Here is a 21,128-nt window from a genome sequence, read left to right on the forward strand (position 1 = left end):
GGAGAAGGGAAGAAAGATAGATAACCTCCGTGAAATCACGGAGGTTGGAACAGAAGGATCCAGACGTCACTCCCGCGCCGTCGCCTTGAGCGCCGCGATGACGTCCTCGCGCGCGATGATGCCGACCAGCTTCTGTGTGCCGTCCAGCACGATGATGCTCCTGATGCGGTGCTCGACCATGATCTGGAGCACGCGCGTCAGCCGCGTGTCGGGGCTGACATAGATGAACTCGGGCGTCATGACGTCGCCGATCTTGCGGCTCATCAGGTCGTCGTAGCGCGGCAACATCTGGCTCGGCGTAAAGGCGAAGCACTTCAGGATGTCGAACTTGGTCACGATGCCGACCACCTGCCCGTCGTCTTCGACCGGATAGGAATTGAAATCGTCGGTCTCGAACATCTCGCTGAGCTGGAACAAATCGAGGTCGCGCTGCACCGTCTTGACGTTGCGCGTCATGTAGCCGTCGACGGTCTGTTCAAGAAATTGGTACACGGCGCGTCCTCCTCGATTCCTCAAACTGGCCGGACGATGGTCAGTGCGACAGCAGCACGCTGCGGACGGTTTGCGTCACCAGATATTGCGTGACGCCTCCTAGGATCAGTTCGCGAAATCTCGAATGACCATAGGCGCCCGCGACGATCAGGCCCGCGCCGGTGTCGCCGGCGACTTTCTCCAACCGCGCAGCAGGGGTTTCGTTTCCTGCGGCCTCGAGGACCCGCGCAGTCGCGGTGATGCCGTGGCGGCCGAGCCAGGCGGCAACGTCGCTGACACCGGCCATCACGGCCGAACGGTCGTCGCCCCGCTCCGGGATTTCCACGATGGTGACGTCCTTCGCCTTGTGCAGCATCGGCAGCGCGCCCGCCACCGCCCGCCGCGCCTCCGGCGTGTCCTTCCACGCCACCAGCACGCTGCGCAGGTCGAGCCAGTTGGCCCGGTCGGGAACGACGAGCAGCGGGCGGCCGGTCTGCATCACCAGGTCCTTGGGACTCGCCAGCGAGAAAGCATCGGAGAAGGCCGGGCTCTGCCCGCCGCTGACGACGATGTCGGCGCAACGCGCCTGCGCCGTGACGAAGCGGGCCGGATAATCCATCGCGCTGCGCCACTCCGCGTGTCCACCGCGATTTTTCACGGCCGCGCGGAATTGCGCTTCGAGCCCGGCCAGCCGCCGCTTGATCGAAGCTTCGCCCTCGTCGATCAGCGCTTGCGCCTCTGCGCCGTCGGTGAAATAGAGCGGCGGGACGAACTGCGCCGCAGCGACCCCGACGATGGCCGCCTCGAATCGTTCGGCGAGCTCGCCTGCGACCTGAAGACGCGCTTCGTTGAGTTGATCGAGCGCCAGGCTGACCATGACGGTGGCGTATGTCATCGGGAAATCTCCAGCATTACAGAATTTTTTGAATCCTAGACCTGCTGCCGCGCAACAGGCTGAGCTAGATCAAATCGAGGTCTCTGGGTGCCCACTCTCCCGGAATGGGGAGTCCGGCAGTGGATTCAACGTCCGCGCTTGCCTCCGGCCGAGCCTTGGGCGACATTGCTGAAGCGGTAACGGCATCCTGCCGGTCCGCCGAGAATAGGAGCAGAACCTTGGCGCCGACCCGCGGGAACCATCCGGCAGACGATGGTCGGGGCGAGCATTTCCGAGTCCGCATCGAGGGATTCGGGGTCGGCACCTGGGACCTCGACCTGCAGACTCGCGAGCTCGACTGGTCGGACACGGCCAGGCGACTGTTCGGCCTGCAGCCGGACCGGGCCGTCAGCTACGATCTCTTTCTTTCCCTGTTGGAGCCGGGCGATCGGGACCACCTCCTGAAGGCGATCGGGCGCACATCGGAAGGTGGCGGGGGCCTCGACTTGTCCTTCAAGGTCAGCGGCGCGTCCGGAAACGGCCAATGGATCCGGGCCAGGGCCGGCGTGATCCGGGACGATGCGGGCATGCCGCGTCATCTCAGCGGGATATTCCTGGACATCAACGAGGAGAAGCAGCTCGAAGAGGCCCTGCGGTCCCAGGAGAATCATCTTCGCTCGATTCTCGAAACGGTGCCCGATGCCATGATCGTCATCGATTCACGCGGCATCATGCAGCTCTTCAGCAGCGCGGCGGAGCGGCTGTTCGGCTACAGCAGGCAGGAAGCCATCGGCCGGAACGTGAGCATTCTCATGCCGGAACCCGATCAGTCGCGTCACGACAGCTATCTCACGCGCTATCTCAGGACCAATGATCCGCACATCATCGGCATCGGCCGGATCGTGACGGGCAAACGCCGCGACGGCACGACCTTCCCGATGCACCTGTCCGTCGGGAAGACGCAACGCGCGGGCGAGCCCCATTTCACCGGCTTCGTGCGCGATCTCACCGAGCACCAGCAGACCCAGGCGCGGCTCCAGGAGCTGCAATCCGAGCTCGTGCACGTGTCGCGGCTGACCGCGATGGGCGAGATGGCTTCCGCGCTCGCCCACGAGCTCAACCAGCCGCTGGCGGCGATCAGCAATTACATGAAGGGATCGCGGCGCCTCCTCGCCGGCAGCACCGATCCCAACATGCCGAAGGTCGAAAGCGCGCTGGACCGCGCGGCGGAACAGGCGTTGCGCGCCGGCCAGATCATCCGCCGCCTGCGCGACTTCGTCTCCCGCGGCGAATCCGAGAAGCGGGTCGAGAGCCTGTCCAAGCTGATCGAGGAAGCCGGCGCGCTCGGGCTCGCCGGCGCGCGCGAGCAGAACGTGCAGCTCCGCTTCAGCCTTGATCCCGACGCCGACCTCGTTCTCGCCGACCGGGTGCAGATTCAGCAGGTGCTGGTCAACCTGTTCCGCAACGCGCTCGAGGCGATGGCGCAGTCGCAGCGGCGCGAGCTCGTCGTCGCCAACACCCGTGTCGCCGACGGCATGATCGAGGTGGAGGTCTCCGACACCGGCATCGGCTTCCGGGAAGACATCATTCCAAACCTGTTCCAGACCTTCTTCACCACCAAGGACACCGGCATGGGCGTGGGACTCTCCATCAGCCGCTCGATCATCGAGGCCCATGGCGGCCGCATGTGGGCCGAGAGCAACGCAGCGGGCGGAGCGACCTTCCGCTTCACCCTGCCGGCAACCGACGAGAGCTGATCCATGACGACCAAGGGAAATGTTTACGTCATCGACGACGACGCGGCGATGCGGGACTCGCTGAACTTCCTGCTGGATTCCGCCGGCTTCGCCGTCACTTTGTTCGACGACGCGCTCGCCTTTCTCGAAGCCCTGCCCCGCCTCGGTTTCGGCTGCATCGTCTCCGACGTGCGCATGCCCGGCCTCGACGGCATCGAGCTCTTGAAGCGGATGAAGGCGCAGCAAAGCCCATTCCCGATCGTGATCATGACCGGTCACGGCGACGTGCCGCTGGCGGTCGAGGCGATGAAGCTCGGGGCGGTCGACTTCCTGGAAAAACCATTCGATGACGACCGTCTCACCGCCATGATCGAGTCGGCGCTCCGCCAGGCCGAGCCCGCCGCCAAGAACGAGGCCGTCGCGCAGGACATCGCTGCCCGCGTCGCGTCCTTGAGCCCGCGGGAACGCCAGGTCATGGAGGGGCTGGTCGCGGGCCTCTCCAACAAGCTGATCGCCCGCGAATACGACATCAGCCCGCGGACCATCGAGGTCTACCGGGCCAACGTCATGACCAAGATGCAGGCGAGCAGCCTTTCGGAACTGGTTCGCCTCGCGATGCGCGCCGGCATGCTCAACGATTGAGGCAGGTCAAGGCGACTTCACGGCGCAGTGCTAGCCAGACAGCATGGTTGAGGTCAGCCCACATCGTGCGCGGCCGTCGTCCTCCCCACAACCCACCGTCTTTGTGGTCGATGATGATGCCGCAGTTCTCGGATCCCTGCGGTTCCTGCTGGAGACCGACGGCTTCGCCGTGCGGACCTTCAGGAGTGGCACGGCGCTGCTCAATCTCGGCGCCGCGCCCGGGCCGGACTGCTACGTCATCGACTACAAGATGCCCGACATCAACGGCATCGATTTGACCGGCCGGCTTCGCAAATCCCACCGCGACGCGCCCGTGATCCTGATCACCGGCTATCCCGACGAGAACATCTCGGCCCGGGCCGCGATGGCGGGCATTAAGGACGTGGTTTTGAAGCCGCTTCTCGACGAAAACCTGGTCAAGTGCATCCGCCACGCCATCCAGGACCGCCCCGGAGCGGGACCTAGGGACTCTACGTAGGTAAACATCCCTAAGATAACGCGCGAAATTTCCGGATTGCGTGTTTCATCGTAGCAGTGCTCCATCACAACGGAGATGGCGCAGATGCTAACCCAGACGCTCAACACCCAGGCGATCAACACCCAAATCGGTGGCAAGATTGCTCCTGCCCACCCCGTTACCGACCAGTTCGGCGCGATCGCGGGCCATGTCGGCCTGGTCGCCACCGAGTTCTCCTACGGCAAGGACGAGGAGATCTATGGCGAGGAGGAGGCGGCCGAATATGTCTATCAGGTCGTGACCGGCGCGGTGCGCAGCTACAAGCTTCTCTCCGACGGCCGCCGCCAGATCGGCGCCTTCCATCTTCCCGGCGACGTGTTCGGCCTCGAATCCGGTCCCACTCACCGCCTCGCCGCTGAAGCCATCATCGACACCACAGTCCGCCTCGTGAAGCGCGCCAGCCTGGAAAAGGCCGCCGGCACCGACGTGCAGGTCGCCCGCAAGCTCTGGGCCATGACCGCCGGCGAGTTGCGCCATGCCGAGGACCACATGCTGCTGCTGGGCCGTAAGACTGCGATGGAGCGTGTTGCGACCTTCCTGCTCGAAATGGACCGCCGCCTCGCCGTCGCCGGCATGATGGCACTGCCGATGTGCCGCCGCGACATCGGCGACTATCTCGGCCTCACCTTGGAGACCGTGTCGCGCGCGCTGTCGCAGCTTCACGCTCAGGGCATTCTCGGTTTCTCCGGTGCCCGCCAGATCGTGCTGCGCAACCGCCAGCGTCTGCACAATCTCGACGCCTGATCCTCAATCTTCCTCCCCACCCACTTCGGCCGGCTGAATTCGTTCAGCCGGCCATTTCTTTGGTGGCTGTCAGACCCGTGCGCCGCGTCTCCGGCATCACAAAGAAGATCAGTAGGAGCCCCGCTGCGGCAACGCCGGACAGCCCGATGAATGCGGTGGCATTGCCGAACTTGTCGCTGACATAGCCGCCAAGCACCGTGCTCAGCGACGCGCCGATGCCCGTTGCGGTGCCGACGATCCCCTGCGCCAGGTTGAAATGCCCGCTGCCGAACGCGACGTCGGCGACGATCAGCGGGATCATCACCGCGAAGACCGCCGCGGTGATGCCGTCGAACACCTGCACCAGCACCAACAGATACGGATCGCGCACGGTCGCAAACAACAGGCCGCGAATCGCCAGAGCACCGAATCCGATCAGCAGCAGCGGGCGCCGGCCCCACGCTTGCGCCTTGCGCCCGACCGTCGGCGACAGCAGCGCCACGATCGCTTGCGGAACGACGATGCAAAAGGCGACGAGCACGGTCGCCCATTGGCTCGATCGCGCCGTCACCGCGCTCGCCATCAGCGGCATCATCGCGGCGTTCGCGAGCTGCAGCAGCAGCACGCTGAGCGCGAACACGATGAGCGGGCGCTGCCGGATCAGGTGCCAGATATTGGGATCGCCGCGGTCGGCGGCTTCAGGCGGCAGCTCGCCGTGACAGCGCCTGATGTCGACCTCGTTCTCGCGGATGCGCGACAGAGCGATCAGGGTTGGAATCACGAGCAGGAAGGTGACCAGGAAGACCGAGCGGCTCGATAACAGGTAGCCCGCGGTGCCCATCACCGCCGCCGCGACGCCGTTGCCGAGCGAGGCGAAGCGCGCGTTGCGCCCGAGCCGCTCGCCGATCGCAAGCGGGCCGACGAGGCCGAGGCTGATCGCGGCGATCGCCGGCCCGAGCACGCAGCTCGCCATCGCATGCAGCGTGGCGGCGGTCACCACGACGGCGAAGATCGGCATCGCCGCATAGGCCAGCGCGCAGGCGCCGATGGTCGCGATCGCGAGGGCAGCGACGAGGCGCTCCGATTTCGCGGCATCGATGATCGCGCCGCCCGGCATCTGGCCGATCAGGGCGACGATGCCGCCGATCGACAGCACGAACCCGATCTCGACCTGGGTCCATTTCTGCGTCGTCAGATAGACCGCGATGAAGGGACCGAATCCGGTCTGCACGTCGGCGAGGAAGAAGATGAACCAGTCGAGACCGCGCAGGCTCTGGCGCGACGGCGCCGGAATGCCCGCAGCCGCCGGCTCCGCGACGTTGTCCTGCTCGACGACGCCGCCGCGATCTGCATGATTCGGCTTCCTCGACAACAGCACGGGCGGTCAGCCCTCCCTGCACCTCACTGAATCGCTTGCAGCGGCTGAAGGCTGCCGGACGCGCCGAGCACGACGATCGGCGTGTCCTCCTTGTATTCCGGTGCGGCCGCGACCTGCGCCTTGGTCAATTCCAGCGTGATGCTGTCCTTCTTGTTGGCGATCTTGCCGAAGCGCAGCGCGTTCCAGTCGACGACGATCTTGCGGCTGCCGACGCCGAGGAAGCCGCCGAAATCGATCGCCGCAGCGCGGACATGGCCGGTGCGATCGACGATGACGTCGACGATGCGACCCATGTCCTCGCCGGCGGCGCTGCGAACGTCGCGGCCGAGAACGCCGTGGGCCTCGCTCGCGCCGATGATGGTCACCGATGGCGGCGGCGCGGCGTCCTTGGGCGTGACGGGCACCGTGGAAGCCGGCGGTTGCACATTTGCCGGTGCCTTTGCCTCGCTCGGGGATGCAGGCGGCTCCTCGGCCGCGCGCGATTCGGCGACCGTCAAGCCCGCGACGATCGCCACGCCCAAGACCAACCTTCCGATCGCACGCATGACCTCCTCCTCGCGCCTCTAGCGCGCCAGCACGATCGAGACCTGGATCTGACCGCGCGTGCGCAACACTTCCAGCGCCACGTCGTCGCCGTGACGGCTGACGCGAAGATCGACGCTGGATTCGCCAAGGCGCAGATCGCGCAGGATCACCTCGTTGAGGAACGCCGGCAGATGCGGGTTGCGCAGGCGAATCTCGCCGCGCGCGACGTCGAACTCGAGGCCGAGCGCCGCCTCCAGCAACGTGAACGGCGTCGCGCTGGCCCAGGCCTGCGGCGCGCAGGCGACCGGGTACAGCGTCGGCCCGCGCCGCTTCTCGCGCCGGAAGCCGCAGAACAATTCGGGCAGCCGGCGCAAATCCATGTAGGTCGCGGCGTCGAACAGCCCCTTAAAGACATGCGCCACCGAATGCTTGAGGCCGTAGCGCGCCAGCCCCAGCGCGATCAGCGCGTTGTCGTGCGGCCAGATCGATCCGTCATGGTAGGACATCGGGTTGTAGCGCACCTCGCCTTGCGCGACGGTGCGGATGCCCCAGCCCGAGAAGAAATGCGGCCGCATCAGATCGGCAGCGACGAGACGCGCGCGGTCCTCGCGGACCATGCCGCTGAACAGGATCTGCCCGGCATTCGAGGTCCTGACCTTGCAGGGCCGCTTCTTGCCGTCGAGCGCGAGCGCATAGGTGCCGAGCTCCTCGCACCAGAACGCCTGCTCGAAGCGCTCGGCGAGCGCCCTGGCTTCGGCCTCGAGCTTGCGCACGCGGTCCGGCTTGCCGAGCCGCAGCGCGCAACGCGCCGCGAGCTGCTTGGCGGCGAAGACGTAGCCCTGGACCTCCGCGAGCGCGATATTGCCCTCGGCAAGCCGGCCGTCGGCATGGAAGATCGCGTCATAGGAATCCTTCCAGCCCTGGTTCGCCAGCCCTTTCTCGGTCGCGCGCTGGTATTCGACGAAACCGTCTTGGTCGGGATCACCAGGGCCGTCGATCCAGGCCAGCCCCGCCTCGATCGCCGGCCACAGCTCGATCAACGTGGCCTCGTCGCCGGTGCGCTCGAAATAGCTGCCTGCGAGCAGCACGAACAGCGCGGTCGAATCGACGCTGCCGTAGTAATGCGCGAACGGGACTTCCCCGAGCGCCGCCATCTCGCCGCCGCGCATCTCGTGCAGGATCTTGCCGGGCGCGGCGTCCGCGAGCGGATCGACCGCCGCGGCCTGGAAATGCGCGAGCCGGCGCAGGACGCCCTTGGCAATGCGCGGATCGACCCAGAGCATCTGCAGCGCGGTGATGAGGCCGTCGCGCCCGAACGTCGTCGAGTACCAGGGAATGCCGGCATAGGGATAGCGTCCCTGCGGCGTCTCGGTCATCAGCATGTTGAGGTCGGCCATGGCCTGGCACAGCACCTCGTTGAAGATGTTGTTGGAGGTCTCGATGCTGGCCGCGCCCATGGTCGACTGCCGCATCTCGCGGCGGTGCGCCAGCAGACCCGGGAAGAACCGCACCGGCTTCTCCGTCAGCGGCCGGTTGCAGGACACGGCCACGAACAGCGATTTGGCCTGGTGCGGCTCCAGGTCGAGCTCCCAGGTCGCAGCGTTGACCGAGAGCCGCGTCGGACGCGGATCGAAATGCAGGCCGGTGGTCCGCTCGGCGTCGTCAAGGCCGCGATACTCGAACAGGACGTCGGTCGGCCCGAGCAGCCGGCCGGTTCCGACGCCGCGGCGCGGCCGCCGCTCGCCGCGAACCTCGAACAGATCGGCGAAGTCGTTGCCGAACAGCAGCGTCAGCTCGAAGCTGGTGCGCCGGTCGCCATGGTTCTGCACGCCGATGCGCTGGTAGGCGGTGCCGCGCCACAGGAAGATGGTGCGCACGACGTGCAGCAGGTCCTTTTGCAGAACGAGGTTGCCCTGCCGGTAGATGTCCGGATTGGTGAGATCGACGGTCAACGCCGAATTGTCGTCGCGCAGATTCGAGCCGAGCAGCAGCGGCTGGAGATCGTCGAGCACGAGCTCCAGCCGCGCAAGATAGCGCGTGTCGTGATGGAACAGCCCGTCCGGCCCGCCAGCGGACGCGCCGATGTCGCCGTGGCTGTCGAGCACGATGAAGGTGTCGTCGTGCTTGAGCGAACGCCGCGGCCGGGCCGAGGGCCCGGTCATCGGAATGTAGAAGGGCTGTTCCGCGACCTGTTCCGGGGTCCGCGTCACGGAGACGAACTGGGTTACGGCTTCTGCCGACATGAGCTGCTCCCCTGCGCTTGATTCGAAACGCGACCGACTCGAGAACGCGACTGTTGGTTTACGCGGCGGCTTGCGCGAGCCGGCTCATTTCCTGCGTGACCAGCTCACGATACGGCCCGTGACCCTGCATCAGGCGCTCGGGCGAGCCGTCCTCGATGATCTTACCATTCCTCAACACCACGACACGATCGAAATTGCGCAGCGTCGCAAGGCGATGGGCGATCGCGATCACGGTGCGGCCGCGCATCAGGCGCGACAGCGCCTCGCGGATCGCCTCCTCGGATTCGCTGTCGAGCGCGGCGGTCGCCTCGTCCAGCAGCAGGATCGGCGCGTCCTTCAGGAAGGCGCGCGCGATCGCGATGCGCTGGCGCTGGCCGCCCGACATCTTGACGCCGCGGTCGCCGACCATGGTGTCGAGGCCCTCGGGCAGGCTCTCGACGAAGTCGCAGCGCGCTGCGATCGCCGCGCGCAGCACCTCGTCGTCGGTCGCGTTCGGCCGGCCATAGCGGATGTTCTCGCGAATGGAGCGATGAAACAAGGAAATGTCCTGCGGCACGACGGAAATCGCCTCGCGCAGGCTCAGCTGCGTCACCTTCGAGATGTCCTGGCCGTCAATGGTGATATTGCCCTCGTCGACGTCGTAGAAGCGCTGCAGCAGCGTGAACAGCGTCGACTTGCCGCCGCCGGACTGGCCGACCAGTCCGACGCGCTGGCCGGGCTGGAGGCGCAGGCTGAAGCGCTCGAAGATCTTGTCGCTGCCGGGATAGCCGAAGGTGACGTTGTTGTACGCGATGGCCGCGCCGCTTTTGACCAGGGGCTCGGCCTCGGGATGATCGCGGAGCTCGTGCGGCACCAGCAGCGTGGCGATCGCCTCTGTCAGACGCGCGACGTGCTGGGTGACGTCGACCAGCGCCACCGCGAGATCGCGCGTCGCGCTCAGGATCGAGATGCCGAGCGTACAGACCAGCACGACGTCGCCGGTCGTCGCTTGGCCCTTCTGCCAGAGCGAGATCGCCCAGGCCATCAGCGCAATGGTCAGAAGCACGGTGATGACGGCATGCAACAGCCGCAGCTTCTCCAGATAACGCAGGCTGCGGCTGCGCGCGGTCAGCTCCTGGTTCACGGTCGCGTCGAACCGCTCATGCTCGTGGCTGATGCCGCAGAAGGCGCGCACCAGCGGCATGTTGCTGATGACGTCGATCATCTCGCCGTCGACCAATGCGGCCTTGTCGGCGAAATCGTCATGCAGCGGCTTGCCGGCCGCGGCCAGACGAAACATCGCAACCACCATGCCGCCCGCGATCGCGATCAGGCCGAGCGCCATGTAGGGACTGACGGTTCCAATCAGGATGATTGCCGCAATTGTGGCAATGCACGGCGGCAACACATTCCAGACGAACATGTTCTCGACGGTGAACACCGCGTTCGAGGTCGCGGTGATGCGGCTCGTCAGCATGCCGGGCATCCGGTCCGAGAAGTAGCTCGGGGCGTGCCCGGTCAGATGACGAAATATGTCACGCCGTAAATCGCCCGTGACCCGGACGAAGGTGAAGCTCGCCGTCCAGCTTGCGATCCGCCACAGGAAGTTGTCGGCGGCAATCAGTGACATGAGCAGAATGAATGCCAGCCATACGCCACCGCCATACGAGGGACCGGCCGACAAGGCGTCGACCAGAGCTTTGACGCCATACTGGGTGCCTACGGAGCAGGCAACGGCCCCCACGACCGCGGTCAGGATCACCAAATGCGACGCGAGACGACGCCGGAGATAGCGCAGGACAAAGGCAAATGGCCTACGCGCGTACCCAGAAAGCTGATCCATATGGCTGTCGCCCCGTTATGCTGATTTTTCGTTTCGTTACTGGTCGAGTGAACATCGACCGCTTCGCCTCGGTTCCCGGGCAATCCCATCACGACATGCGGATGCGGACGATGTGCGAAGATGTAGTGGCAGCATCGCGACGCTCCGCCGACGTGTCGAATATGTAACGTTCGGGGGAAGGAACTTCGCAGGTGCGGGAACGTTCCCTCGTCTGGCATTGCCGGTGCCGTTAAGGCGGGGGTTTCAACTTCATGATCGCAGAGGAGATGGTGAGATGCGCATCGCGCAGGTAGCTCCGTTGACGGAGGCTGTTCCACCCAAGCTGTATGGCGGCACCGAGCGGGTGGTGCATTGGTTGACGGAAGAGCTGGTGGCCCTGGGCCATGACGTGACGCTTTTCGCCAGCGGCGACTCGCGGACATCGGCCAAGCTCGATGCATTATGGCCGCGGGCGCTTCGGCTCGACGGTTCCGTGCGCGATCCCAACGCGCTGCACATGGTGCTACTGGAGCGGGTGCGGCAAAAATGTGACGACGAGGAGTTCGATTTCCTCCACTTCCATCTCGACTATTATCCCTGGTCGTTGTTCCACCGCCAGCCGACCCCGTTCGTGACGACGTTGCACGGCCGGCTCGATCTTCCCGAGCATCAGCCGGTCTTCAACACGTTCACCAAGATGCCGGTCATCTCGATCTCCAATGCGCAGCGGCGGCCGGTGCCGCAGGCGAACTGGGTGACGACGATCCACCACGGCCTGCCGGAGAAGCTGCTGACGCCGAAGCCGGCGAAACAGGAATACCTCGCCGTGCTCGGCCGCATCGCGCCCGAGAAGGGCGTCGATCGCGCCATCAAGATCGCGACCCATTGCGGCATTCCGCTCAAGATCGCGGCCAAGGTCGACCGTGCCGACCAGGATTATTACGACGAGCTGATCCGGCCGATGATCGAGAACAATCCGTTGGTCGATTTCATCGGCGAGATCAGCGATCACGAGAAATCGGATTTCCTCAGCGGCGCGCTCGGCCTCTTGCTGCCGATCGACTGGCCGGAGCCGTTCGGCCTCGTCATGATCGAGGCCATGGCGTGCGGAACGCCGGTCGTCGCCTTCAACCGCGGCTCGGTGCCGGAGATCATCGACGAGGGCCTCACCGGCTTCATCGTCGAGGACGTCATCAGCGCCGCGGGCGTGGTGAACCGGCTTCCGCAACTCGACCGCGCCGCGATCCGCAAGCAGTTCGAAACGCGCTTCACCGCGCGGCGCATGGCCCTGGACTACCTCGCCGCATATCGCAGCCTGACCGAGGCGCAGGCACCGCGGATCAAGCTGGTGAGCAGCGCGGAGTAGGAAGGCAACTTAGGCGCAAACCTCATGGCCGGGCCAGTACCGGCCATGATTTGCGTAAGCGCCCGGCCCTATCAATTCGTCATTGCGAGCGCAGCGAAGCAATCCAGGATCTTTCCGCGGAGGGACTCTGGATTGCTTCGCTGCGCTCGCAATGACGGAGGACTTGGCGACGGCCTCCTACCCGACCCTCACCCGCTTCGGCTCGGCGATCTCGAACATCCTTCCTACGCCGCTCACCCCGCTACATCCCCAATAGCCGCGGCAGCCACAGCGACAGGCCCGGCCAATAGGTCACCACCACGAGGAAGCCCAGCATCGTCAGCAGCCACGGCCACACTGCGACCGTGAGCTCGGTGATCCCCATCTTGGCGATGCCCGAGGCGACGTAGAGATTGAGGCCGACCGGCGGATGGCACAGGCCGACCTCCATGTTGACCGTCATCAGGATGCCGAAATGGATCGGGTCGATGCCGAGCTTGACCGCGACCGGAAACAGGATCGGGGCCATGATCAGGATGATCGAGGACGGCTCCATCACGTTGCCTGCGAGCAGCAGCAGGATGTTGACGAGCAGCAGGAAACCGATCCAGCCCAGGCCCTGGTCGATCATCCATTGCGCCAGCGCCTGCGGCACGTTCTCGTAGGTCATCAGGAACGAGAACAGCACGGCATTGGTGATGATGTAGAGCAGCATCGCCGAAAGGTTGGCCGACGACAGCAGCACGCGCGGCACGTCGCGCAGCTTCAGGTCCTTGTAGATGAACACCGCGACGATGAAGGCGTAGACCGCGCTGACGGCGGCAGCTTCAGTCGGCGTGAACAGGCCGCTGTAGATGCCGCCGATCACGATCACGATCAGGAGGATGCCCCAGATCGACTTGCGGAACGCATCGAGACGCTCCATGAAGGTCGCCTTCGGCATCCGCGGATAGTCGTTGCGCCAGGCGCGATAGAACGTCGTCATGCCGAGCAGCGTGGCGAGCGCAAGCCCCGGCACGATGCCGGCGATGAAGAGCTTGCCCACCGAGCTGTTGGTGGAGACGGCGTAGAGCACCATCGGGATCGATGGCGGAATCAGAATGCCGAGCGAGCCCGACGTCGTGATCACGCCGGCGCCGAACCGCTTCGGAAAGCCTTGCGCGACCATCGCGGGCAGGATCACTGAGCCGATCGCCACCACGGTCGCCGGCGAGGAGCCGGAGATCGCGGCGAACAGCGCGCAGGCGACCACGCCCGACAGCGCGAGCCCGCCATACCAATGGCCGACCAGCGAGGTTGCGAAGGTGATCATCCGCCGCGCCACACCGCCATGGGTCAGGAAGTTGCCGGCGAGGATAAAGAACGGGATCGCCATGATCTCGAAATTCTCGATGCCGGTGAACAGCTTCAGCGCCACCGATTCGGTTCGCACGTCGGTCAGCGTGAACATGAAGCTGAGCACGGTCAGACCCAGCGCAATCGAGATCGGCATGCCGGTCAGCATCAGCGAGATCAGCAGCGCGAACACGATGAAGACGCGCAGGCCCTGCGGCAAGGTGATGACATGGGCCGCATGCGCGAAGCACAGCGCGACGATCAGGACCGGCAGCAGCATCAGGATCCAGCCGAGCGGGCTGCGCTCGTCCCGGACCACCTGGGTGGGCGTGACCGGCGCAGGATGCACCGGATCCGCCTCGACGCCCTCGACGCCCGCCATATCATGATGCGGCAGCTCGCCGGTGCGGTAGAACGACCAGGCGACCTGCAGGAAGCGGAAGCACATCAGGCCGGAGCCGATCGGAATGGTGAGATACACCACCCACATCGGCGCCTCGAGGTCGTTGGACTGTTGGCCGCTGTGCCACATGTGGCTGACGAAGGCGGCTCCGAAATAGCCCACGATGGCCGTGAACAGCGCGCCGCACAGGAGGCCGAAGGTGATGATGCGGCGGCGCGAGCCGCCCGGCAGGATGTTGACCAGCACGTCGACGCCGACATGGATGCCGGTCCGCACGCCGTAGGCGGCGCCGAACTTCGCCATCCAGATGAACATGTAGATGCAGAGCTCCTGCGCCCATGACAAATCGAGGGCGGCAAGCCAGGCGAACGTCGCGCGCGCGGGCACGGCGAGGACGGTGAGGTTGCGGGCTTCCGCCCATTTGGCGAGGTCGATCGACAGCCCGGCGCCGTAACGGTGCACCACCGCGACGAAGATGAGCGACGTCGCAGCCGCGATCATCGTCGCGATCAGCCATTCCTCGAGATGATCGAGAAAACGATTCAGCACACGCAGCAACTTGGTCCCCCCGGATTGGATCATTCAAGCGCAACGGCCGGGAGCGCAATTGCCCCCGACCGTTGGTATTGTTGTTATTGGGCCGCAGCCGTCGGTAACAACGAGAGCTAAGCGCTGCCAAGCTAACGTGATGACCGCCGGATGCGCAAGCCGGCATCCGCGCGTGTCCAAGGCAACGCGTGCTATGCCGCGTTGCGGCAGCGCCATCAGCCTTTCCGTTGCGCGACCATGAAGAGGCGCCGGAACGGGAACAGCGTCTGCCCCGCCGCATTCTTCGGATAGGCGCTCGCGACGCGCATCCCGTAGGCGGCTTCGAATGCGGCCTTCTCCTCGCCTTGGAGCACGTCGAGATAGCGCGTCAGCCAGGTGCCCTTGGTCCATTCCTTCACGGGATTGTCGCCTTCGAGCACCTGCAGGTATTCGGTCTCCCAGATGTCGATGTTGGCCGACATCGGCGCGAGCAGATCGTGATAGAAGGCCGGCCCTTCCACCGGCGGCCGGGTGACGAGATGCTCCACCTTGGACCGCCATGGGCCGTCGAGCGCAGTCTCGCCGATCAGCACATGCGAAGGCGCGAGGAAATTGCGCGGCATCTGCACCGCGAGCATGCCCCCGGGCGTCACCTTCTCCATCAGCGAGGGAAACAGTGCCGCATGATTGGGCAGCCAATGCAGTGCGGCATTGGAATAGATCAAGTCGTACTGCCCAGCGGGATTCCAATGGCCGAGATCCTCATGTGACCATTCCACGTCAGGCGCGGCCTTGCGTCCTGCCGCGACCATCTCCGTCGAGCCCTCGACACCGGTCACGCGTGCCTCCGGCCAGCGCTCCCTGATCAATTTGGTGACGTTGCCGGCGCCGGCGCCGAGATCGGCGATCGCGCGCGGGGCAAAATCGGGAATCCGCATCAACAGGTCGACGGCGGGCCGGAGCCGATGGCCGGAGAACTTCAGATATTGCTGCGGATCCCAGACCATCCTTCGACGCCTTTGTTCTTCGTATTTCCCTCGCCAAGGCTCTTGTCCTTCGGCAAGCCTCTTGGTTACCACTGCTCGTCCCGGTCGGGCAATTCGCAAGCCCGCGGGACAGAGCGGCAAACGAACAACAAAAAGCAGGCAGGACCAAGGGAGCGTGCGACCATGGACCTCGGGCTCAAATCGAAAACCGCTGTCATCACCGGCGCGAGCATCGGCATCGGCCGCGCCATCGCCAGGGGCCTCGCCGCCGAAGGCGTGCGCGTCATCGGCGTGGCGCGCCGTACCGATCTCCTCGCCGAGCTGGTGAAGGAGATTGCTACAAGGCAAGTGCACTCCCTCTCCCGCTTGCGGGAGAGGGCTGGGGAATGTTTCCGCAATGGGATAGCCCCGAGAGGAGAAAGCCCTGACCCGCGCCGGAGCCTGTCGTCGGGCGCGCCGTGGGCGCGAGCCGGTGGCGTGACCTCTCCCGCATCCGCCTTAAGGCTTCGGCTGACAAGAGCGGGAGAGGTTGCACCGAGCCCGTGGCAATCGATTCAACCTAAAGCCATTCCGCTCTAACTGCGCATCCGACAGCCTCATTGTCGCCGGACCTCACGGTTTGACGTAGCTCCAGCCCTGTTCCTGCAGCTCCATGACGCGGACGACACCCGATTTGACCACCGTCGCCTGCGGAATCAGATTGATGTCCTTGTTCTCCGCCTTCCGCATATTTTCCTGGGTGTTGCCGCAGGCTTTGAAGGAGATTTCGGGATTGCTCATCGCGAGCACCTCGATGCGTGGCTTTACCGGCGAGGTATCATCGCGCAGCATATGAAGACCGGGACCAAAGGTGACAATCTCGATTGAGACTGGTTCACCGAGATCGCGGTAATATTGCGCGACATTGGTGGCATTGTTGAGCGTGAGGTTCATCATCGCAGGTTCGTTGGAATTGACCTGCAATATCAGCTGGTGCGGCTTTTTGACGATCTCGGGTTTTGTCGCCTGAGCCATCGCCGCCCGTGTCGCAGCGGTTTGCTTGCTCGTGTGAGTCTGCCCCGGCTTGCTCACGTGCATCCGTCTAGTCGGTTGCTTCGGATCGCGTGCTTGATTCTTCTCGCTCATCTGCGGGATCAACTGGTTGTCCTGTTGCGCCTGCGCGCTTGGTTCGACCAGAAGCACCATCGCCAGGCCGCCGATGATTGCTATCGTCAACTTCGGATTGATCATCTCGTGTCTCCCGTTCCTTGACCATCACCTTCCCGGTCTGGCGACGCTATGTGGCCATTTGCATGCAGCCGCCATTCTCTTGCGCACGTTCTCGAATCCGCTGAGCAGGAACTGTCCGTCTTGCACCTGACCAGTGCGGGCGAAAAGGCGCACGACGATGTGACCCTCGTCGGGTAGCGCGTTCAGCAACTTTACGACGTCGCCCCCGAAAGCGACGCCGGAGCCGAATGACGGCGACGCCGCCGCGAGTTGCATCGGCGTGTCCGCATTCAGCCGAAAGGAGATGACGTATTCGTTGGCGCTCCGTGACAGCGCCGGTCCGGCGACCGTGACTTCCGTTCGGCCTTTGCGGCAGTGGATTGCGAGTTGCATCGTGGCTCCATCCGAGCCGCCAACCGAAAAGGTGGTGGCGGTGACGACGGGTGAATAGTCGACCGGCGAGGTGGTCTCGCTGATCAGCCAGCCGCCGTCTGACGCCCGCCGCCCGGGCGGCGGAATCTTACGTGAAAGTTCTTGCAGGCATTCCAGCCGGCCCCGCCCTTCCATCGCCGAACAAGCCCGAAGTGACTCGACGGCATCGCCCGTGTCTTGCGCGTAAGCGATTCCGCAGGCTACGTTCAAGGCGACGGCGAACGGAGGAACGGCACTCTTCATGGCCTCGCCTGTACGCTGCGTGCCTTGCGATCCAGCCATTCCTGCGCAGCCGGGAAGCGGGTGAGCCCGGGGACGGACGCCGCGAGATTGATGGACTGCCATTTCGGATCGAAGCCTGGTGCCTGCAGGCGGTCAATCCGCGAGAACAGGTACTCGACGAGGCGCGCCACGCGTTGATAGCGGTTTGAGCGTGGCGGCCAGTTGAATGCAACGAGAGCCGTCGGCACGGCAAGAGTCGCAACCCGCTCACCCTGTTTGATCAGATTGGGATACTCGTTGGCGTTCAAGGTCGCCGGCAGATAATAGTCCTCGAACTTCCTGTCGTAATGGACCGGCAGGAACTTGAATCCAGCTTCCCAGCGGCCTCGCACGAAGGCGTCCACGGGTTTCGACGTGATGAACACGACGGCCGACATCTCCCCCTTGCGCATCTGTTCCAGGGCAAGCTGATGCGGAATGAACGTCTTGTCGACGTCGATGCCGAGGCGGCTGAAGATCAGCGGACCGGAATAGGCGGCTGCGGTGCCCTGAGTATTGAAGTTCACCTTCTTGCCGGCAAGGTCCTGCAGGCTCGTGATCTCCGGCCGCACGAAGATGTGCAACTCGGACGGAAACAGATTGAGCAGATAAGTGATGCGGCTTTGGATCTGCGGAACCTGAAGCTTGTACTCCTCGAGCGCGTCGGAATTGATGATCGCCGTATCGACACCACGCAGATAGAGCAGCGCATTCAGATTGTCGGTGGCGCCCCGGGTGACGATCGGCAGGAGATGCAGCTCTGCTCCGTCGTCGACGACACGGGCCATTTCTGCCGCGAGGCGGATCGGCGCGCCCTCGAGCAGGCCGCCCGCGAGCCCGACGGTCCAGGCGTTCATCCGGCCCTTTTCGCTCTCCTGAGGGAGCGGCCGTCGGAGCATTTGTGCATCCGCCTTGGCCGATCTTGCGGTTTGTGCTTCCAGGCAAGTCGTTTGAAGCAGCACGGCAATCGGCACCAGCGCGGTGAGCACGAGCGACGAGAGCGACCTTGGCAGCTTGTTCATGTCGTTCCTTTCCGGATCGCCCACCGTCACCACCCTTCCCGGCATGAATGCAAAGCCCACTCTCAGTGATGCAATGCATCCAGTCGTTCCTTGGCTCCGCGGATGCCGCTCCTGTGTGCCTTCGCGTAGAGCTCGCGCGCCTTGGCCGCCTCGCCGCGCGTTCCATAGGCACCCCAAGCCGACAGAACCGCCGGATCATATGTCTCCGCGAGCATGAAGGTCGCCTGCGCACTGTTCTTCTCAGCCGCAAGCTCGAGCACAATCCGCGCTGCACCGATATTGCCCTGATCGAGCAACGCTCTGGCACGCGGGATCAATCGGGCCTCCACCTCGTCCTGGCCTGGATTCGTCGGCGGCTCCGTTGCGGTCACGTTCTGCGCCGTCGACAAGGTCGGGCCGCCGTTTCTTTGCGCCGCCGGGGCGTGCTGATCGATAAGGCGCGATACCGAGGCGATCTCGCTCTCCCTGGCTTCAGTCCTGCTCCGCTCCCGCTCCAGCGACTGTCGCAGTTCGGCGATCTCCCGGTTCGCTGCCTGTCTCTGCTGCGAGGCTGCATCGTTCGCCTCGCGCAGATGCCCGTTCAGCGATTCGATGACGCCGCGCGTTTGCGCAAGCTTGCTCTCCAGCGCGGCAGCATGAGCCTGGGCCTCTTCGAGGGCACGGCGTTGTTGCTCGGCGTTCGCCGTTGCCGACCGCGCGGCGTCCTCTTGTTGCGCGAGGGCTGCGTTCCTTTCGCGCTCCTGCTGCAAGGACTGCCGCAATTCCGCGATCTCCCCGCCCACCGCCTCGCTTTGCTCCGCCGTCGCACCGTCGGCCGTAGCCGATCCGCCAGTCATGCCGGCAAGCTCGCTCGCGAGGGCGGCGGCGCGTGACTGCGCCTCGTAGCGTTCTTGCTCAGCGCTTGCCGCTATCGCCTGCGCGGCGCTCACTCGCTTCGCCAGGACGGCGCTCTTTTCCCGCTCCTGCTGCAGGGACTGCCGCAGTTCAGCGATCTCCCACGCCGCCGCATCCCTCTGCTGTGCGGCCACCTCGTCCGCCTCGCGCGCCTGCGCGATACGAGCCTCTACTTCGCGGCGGGTTCCGGCAAGTTCGTCCGCGAAGGCGGCGCTGCGGGCTCGCTCAATTTGAAGAGACTGCCGCAGCTCCTCCGTGGCAGTTTCCGCTGCATGCGTGCGCTGGACCGCCTCTTCGAGCTCCCTGCGCGCGCCGGCCAGTTCACCGGAGAGCGCGTCACTGCGCCCGTCGGCGTCGAGCCGTGGTGGCGGGCCCGCCGCGCTTGCGGAGACCGCCTGAATCGGGGCCTCGGACATTTCGCTCTGAAGGAGTGCTGGCGATCCGGTCGCGAAGTCAGGCCGCTGGTCGAGGCCGGCGGCGCTCCCGCCGTCGATTCGAGTTGTTTCGGCAGTCGGTTGTGCGTTGAACGGGTCGAAAGCACCGAGCAGGGTCACCCCAGCGAAGATAAGGGCGACCAGAACGACAGCTGCAATGAGCGAACTACCCGTCTCCTCCGGATCGATATCCTCGGTCTCACCCCACCAATGGGTCCGTGAAGAGCGGAGCGCTGAGCCGTCCTTTGCGCCCCATCTGCCCGTCTCGGGCGACCCGTGACCGAGCTCCTCCGCCGCATCTTCTATTCGGGTGCTTTCTCGGTCCCTGGGTGCAGTATCGATTGATTGGCGCATGCATCACGCCTCTCTCAAGAGCAACTCCAATGGAGCGATCGCCCAGCCTGTTCGCATGGTTTCGGCACCCGATCAGAACACGCGTAGATAATGTGTTGCGGCGCGGCGACACGCCCAAATTAAATATAGCAATTAACTCAAATACATATAATTTTGACCATATTCAAAAGTCAAATTAAATATGCTCGTCGGATGCCGTTAAACACCTCATACATCGCATGGAATATAGGGCTGGCGCCCCGAATCTGCGTATCTGACCATGTTCTCGTCGCGTCTAGGCATGGAGGAATGACCATGCGCATTGCATTGCCGTATTTGGGAATTGGCGTCTGTTTGTCTGTTGCCAGCTGGTTGGTGCTCGGGCTTGTGCTCTAGCAGCGGTTTTCCGTAAGAACTCGGAATCGAACTGGGGTGGTCGCGCAAAATCACCGATCCAACGGCGCTTTGATCTTTGGCATGTTCCGATCGCGGTCGGCGACGTCCCTGCCGCGCGTGTCAATCAAATTTCATGAACCTTTGCTATGGTCATCAACACTCATAGGTTTAAGTCCATTCTGTTTCTTGGCCCAGCTGTTCATTTCCTGACAGTCATAGTTTAGGGCGCGTCATGAGTACTCGTGGTCAGTGCGACCGTATTGCGATTCTGCGTCAACGTGTTTTGTCGCTCAGCTCTCAACTGACGGAGCTTCAGAACCTTCGTACCCGCCTGGAAAAGGCTGAGGAACGACGAATGCGCAAACGTTCAAAAGTTACTGGTAGCTTGGCGATGCGGCGCCGATCTTGGCAGTAGGCGAGTCGACAGCCCAAGCCCGCGTTGGGAGCGCCTCAAATTTCGAGGATCGTAACTCCCGGATGCGGGTCCTTCACTTGCCTCATCGCGCCCATGCCCGTTACACACCCAGGCGTGTCCCTTCAGTTGTTCTCGTGCCACCACAGCTGGCTCGAGATCGCCGAAACGGCCCGGCTTGACCGCATGAGTGCGCTCGTAGTGTTTTGGGCCTCGCGGGTGCGATAC

The 21,128-nt window shown here is 64.3% G+C and carries 17 protein-coding genes and 2 pseudogenes; 6 read left to right on the plus strand and 13 right to left on the minus strand.

Annotation, left to right across the window (positions count from 1 at the left end; genetic code table 11):
- Positions 1–66: 66 nt before the first annotated feature.
- Both I6F28_RS07830 and I6F28_RS07835 read right to left on the minus strand, forming a co-directional pair.
- The gene (locus tag I6F28_RS07830) at positions 67–492 is read right to left on the minus strand and encodes a CBS domain-containing protein (RefSeq protein WP_197947488.1); all 426 of its coding nucleotides are present in this window, start codon (positions 490–492) and stop codon (positions 67–69) included.
- 40 nt (positions 493–532) lie between these two features.
- On the minus strand, positions 533–1,366 hold the full coding sequence (locus tag I6F28_RS07835; protein ID WP_225127463.1) for a universal stress protein: 834 nt from the start codon (positions 1,364–1,366) through the stop codon (positions 533–535).
- Between the two features lie 218 nt (positions 1,367–1,584).
- Between I6F28_RS07835 and fixL the strand changes: the two genes are divergently transcribed.
- The 4 genes from fixL to I6F28_RS07855 all read left to right on the plus strand — a co-directional run bounded on the left by fixL (position 1,585) and on the right by I6F28_RS07855 (position 4,984).
- Entirely contained in the window at positions 1,585–3,102 is a 1,518-nt protein-coding gene (gene fixL, locus I6F28_RS07840) for a sensor protein FixL (protein WP_225139638.1), read from the plus strand.
- A 3-nt stretch (positions 3,103–3,105) separates the two neighbouring features.
- On the plus strand, positions 3,106–3,723 hold the full coding sequence (gene fixJ / locus I6F28_RS07845; protein WP_225139639.1) for a response regulator FixJ: 618 nt from the start codon (positions 3,106–3,108) through the stop codon (positions 3,721–3,723).
- Between the two features lie 43 nt (positions 3,724–3,766).
- Entirely contained in the window at positions 3,767–4,201 is a 435-nt protein-coding gene (locus tag I6F28_RS07850; protein WP_036004393.1) for a response regulator transcription factor, read from the plus strand.
- Positions 4,202–4,285: 84 nt separating this feature from the next.
- Positions 4,286–4,984, plus strand: a complete 699-nt coding sequence (locus tag I6F28_RS07855) for a helix-turn-helix domain-containing protein (protein WP_036004466.1) — start codon at positions 4,286–4,288, stop codon at positions 4,982–4,984.
- A 43-nt stretch (positions 4,985–5,027) separates the two neighbouring features.
- On the opposite strand, the gene I6F28_RS07860 is transcribed toward I6F28_RS07855, so the two are convergent.
- From I6F28_RS07860 to I6F28_RS07875, 4 genes are read right to left on the minus strand one after another with little or no spacing between them, the layout of a single operon-like run.
- Positions 5,028–6,341, minus strand: a complete 1,314-nt coding sequence (locus tag I6F28_RS07860) for an MFS transporter (RefSeq protein WP_036004390.1) — start codon at positions 6,339–6,341, stop codon at positions 5,028–5,030.
- Between the two features lie 23 nt (positions 6,342–6,364).
- The gene (locus tag I6F28_RS07865; RefSeq protein WP_036025949.1) at positions 6,365–6,886 is read right to left on the minus strand and encodes a PRC-barrel domain-containing protein; all 522 of its coding nucleotides are present in this window, start codon (positions 6,884–6,886) and stop codon (positions 6,365–6,367) included.
- 18 nt (positions 6,887–6,904) lie between these two features.
- Entirely contained in the window at positions 6,905–9,109 is a 2,205-nt protein-coding gene (locus I6F28_RS07870; RefSeq protein WP_036004384.1) for an amylo-alpha-1,6-glucosidase, read from the minus strand.
- A 58-nt stretch (positions 9,110–9,167) separates the two neighbouring features.
- Positions 9,168–10,931, minus strand: coding sequence for an ABC transporter ATP-binding protein (locus I6F28_RS07875; RefSeq protein ID WP_036004382.1), 1,764 nt, complete (start codon positions 10,929–10,931; stop codon positions 9,168–9,170).
- Between the two features lie 274 nt (positions 10,932–11,205).
- Between I6F28_RS07875 and I6F28_RS07880 the strand changes: the two genes are divergently transcribed.
- Positions 11,206–12,276: a glycosyltransferase family 4 protein gene (locus tag I6F28_RS07880; RefSeq protein WP_036004379.1), complete on the plus strand. Its 1,071-nt coding sequence runs from the start codon at positions 11,206–11,208 to the stop codon at positions 12,274–12,276.
- 241 nt (positions 12,277–12,517) lie between these two features.
- Here I6F28_RS07880 and I6F28_RS37605 read toward each other — a convergent pair whose 3' ends face one another.
- From I6F28_RS37605 to I6F28_RS07895, 3 genes and pseudogenes are all read right to left on the minus strand, one after another.
- Positions 12,518–13,798 (minus strand): TRAP transporter large permease, encoded by a 1,281-nt coding sequence (locus I6F28_RS37605; protein WP_036004463.1) that lies wholly within the window; start codon positions 13,796–13,798, stop codon positions 12,518–12,520.
- A 216-nt stretch (positions 13,799–14,014) separates the two neighbouring features.
- Positions 14,015–14,575, minus strand: a pseudogene (locus I6F28_RS37610) (TRAP transporter small permease); the annotation flags it as partial.
- Between the two features lie 182 nt (positions 14,576–14,757).
- Positions 14,758–15,528, minus strand: a complete 771-nt coding sequence (locus I6F28_RS07895; RefSeq protein ID WP_225139640.1) for a methyltransferase domain-containing protein — start codon at positions 15,526–15,528, stop codon at positions 14,758–14,760.
- A 162-nt stretch (positions 15,529–15,690) separates the two neighbouring features.
- Between I6F28_RS07895 and I6F28_RS07900 the strand changes: the two are divergent.
- Positions 15,691–15,849: pseudogene (locus I6F28_RS07900) on the plus strand (SDR family NAD(P)-dependent oxidoreductase); the annotation flags it as partial.
- Positions 15,850–16,119: 270 nt separating this feature from the next.
- Here the strand turns inward: I6F28_RS07900 and I6F28_RS07905 are convergent.
- The 4 genes from I6F28_RS07905 to I6F28_RS07920 all read right to left on the minus strand — a co-directional run bounded on the left by I6F28_RS07905 (position 16,120) and on the right by I6F28_RS07920 (position 20,113).
- Positions 16,120–16,737: a DsrE family protein gene (locus I6F28_RS07905; RefSeq protein ID WP_081494513.1), complete on the minus strand. Its 618-nt coding sequence runs from the start codon at positions 16,735–16,737 to the stop codon at positions 16,120–16,122.
- 24 nt (positions 16,738–16,761) lie between these two features.
- Entirely contained in the window at positions 16,762–17,391 is a 630-nt protein-coding gene (locus I6F28_RS07910; RefSeq protein WP_074447514.1) for a hypothetical protein, read from the minus strand.
- Positions 17,388–18,431: a TAXI family TRAP transporter solute-binding subunit gene (locus I6F28_RS07915; RefSeq protein ID WP_225139641.1), complete on the minus strand. Its 1,044-nt coding sequence runs from the start codon at positions 18,429–18,431 to the stop codon at positions 17,388–17,390. Before I6F28_RS07915 ends, I6F28_RS07910 begins: the two co-directional genes overlap by 4 nt.
- Before the next feature lie 62 nt (positions 18,432–18,493).
- Positions 18,494–20,113, minus strand: coding sequence for a coiled-coil domain-containing protein (locus I6F28_RS07920; protein WP_225139642.1), 1,620 nt, complete (start codon positions 20,111–20,113; stop codon positions 18,494–18,496).
- Positions 20,114–21,128 lie beyond the last annotated feature (1,015 nt).

Source organism: Bradyrhizobium sp. NBAIM14 (assembly GCF_020193895.1).
Classification (GTDB): domain Bacteria; phylum Pseudomonadota; class Alphaproteobacteria; order Rhizobiales; family Xanthobacteraceae; genus Bradyrhizobium; species Bradyrhizobium yuanmingense.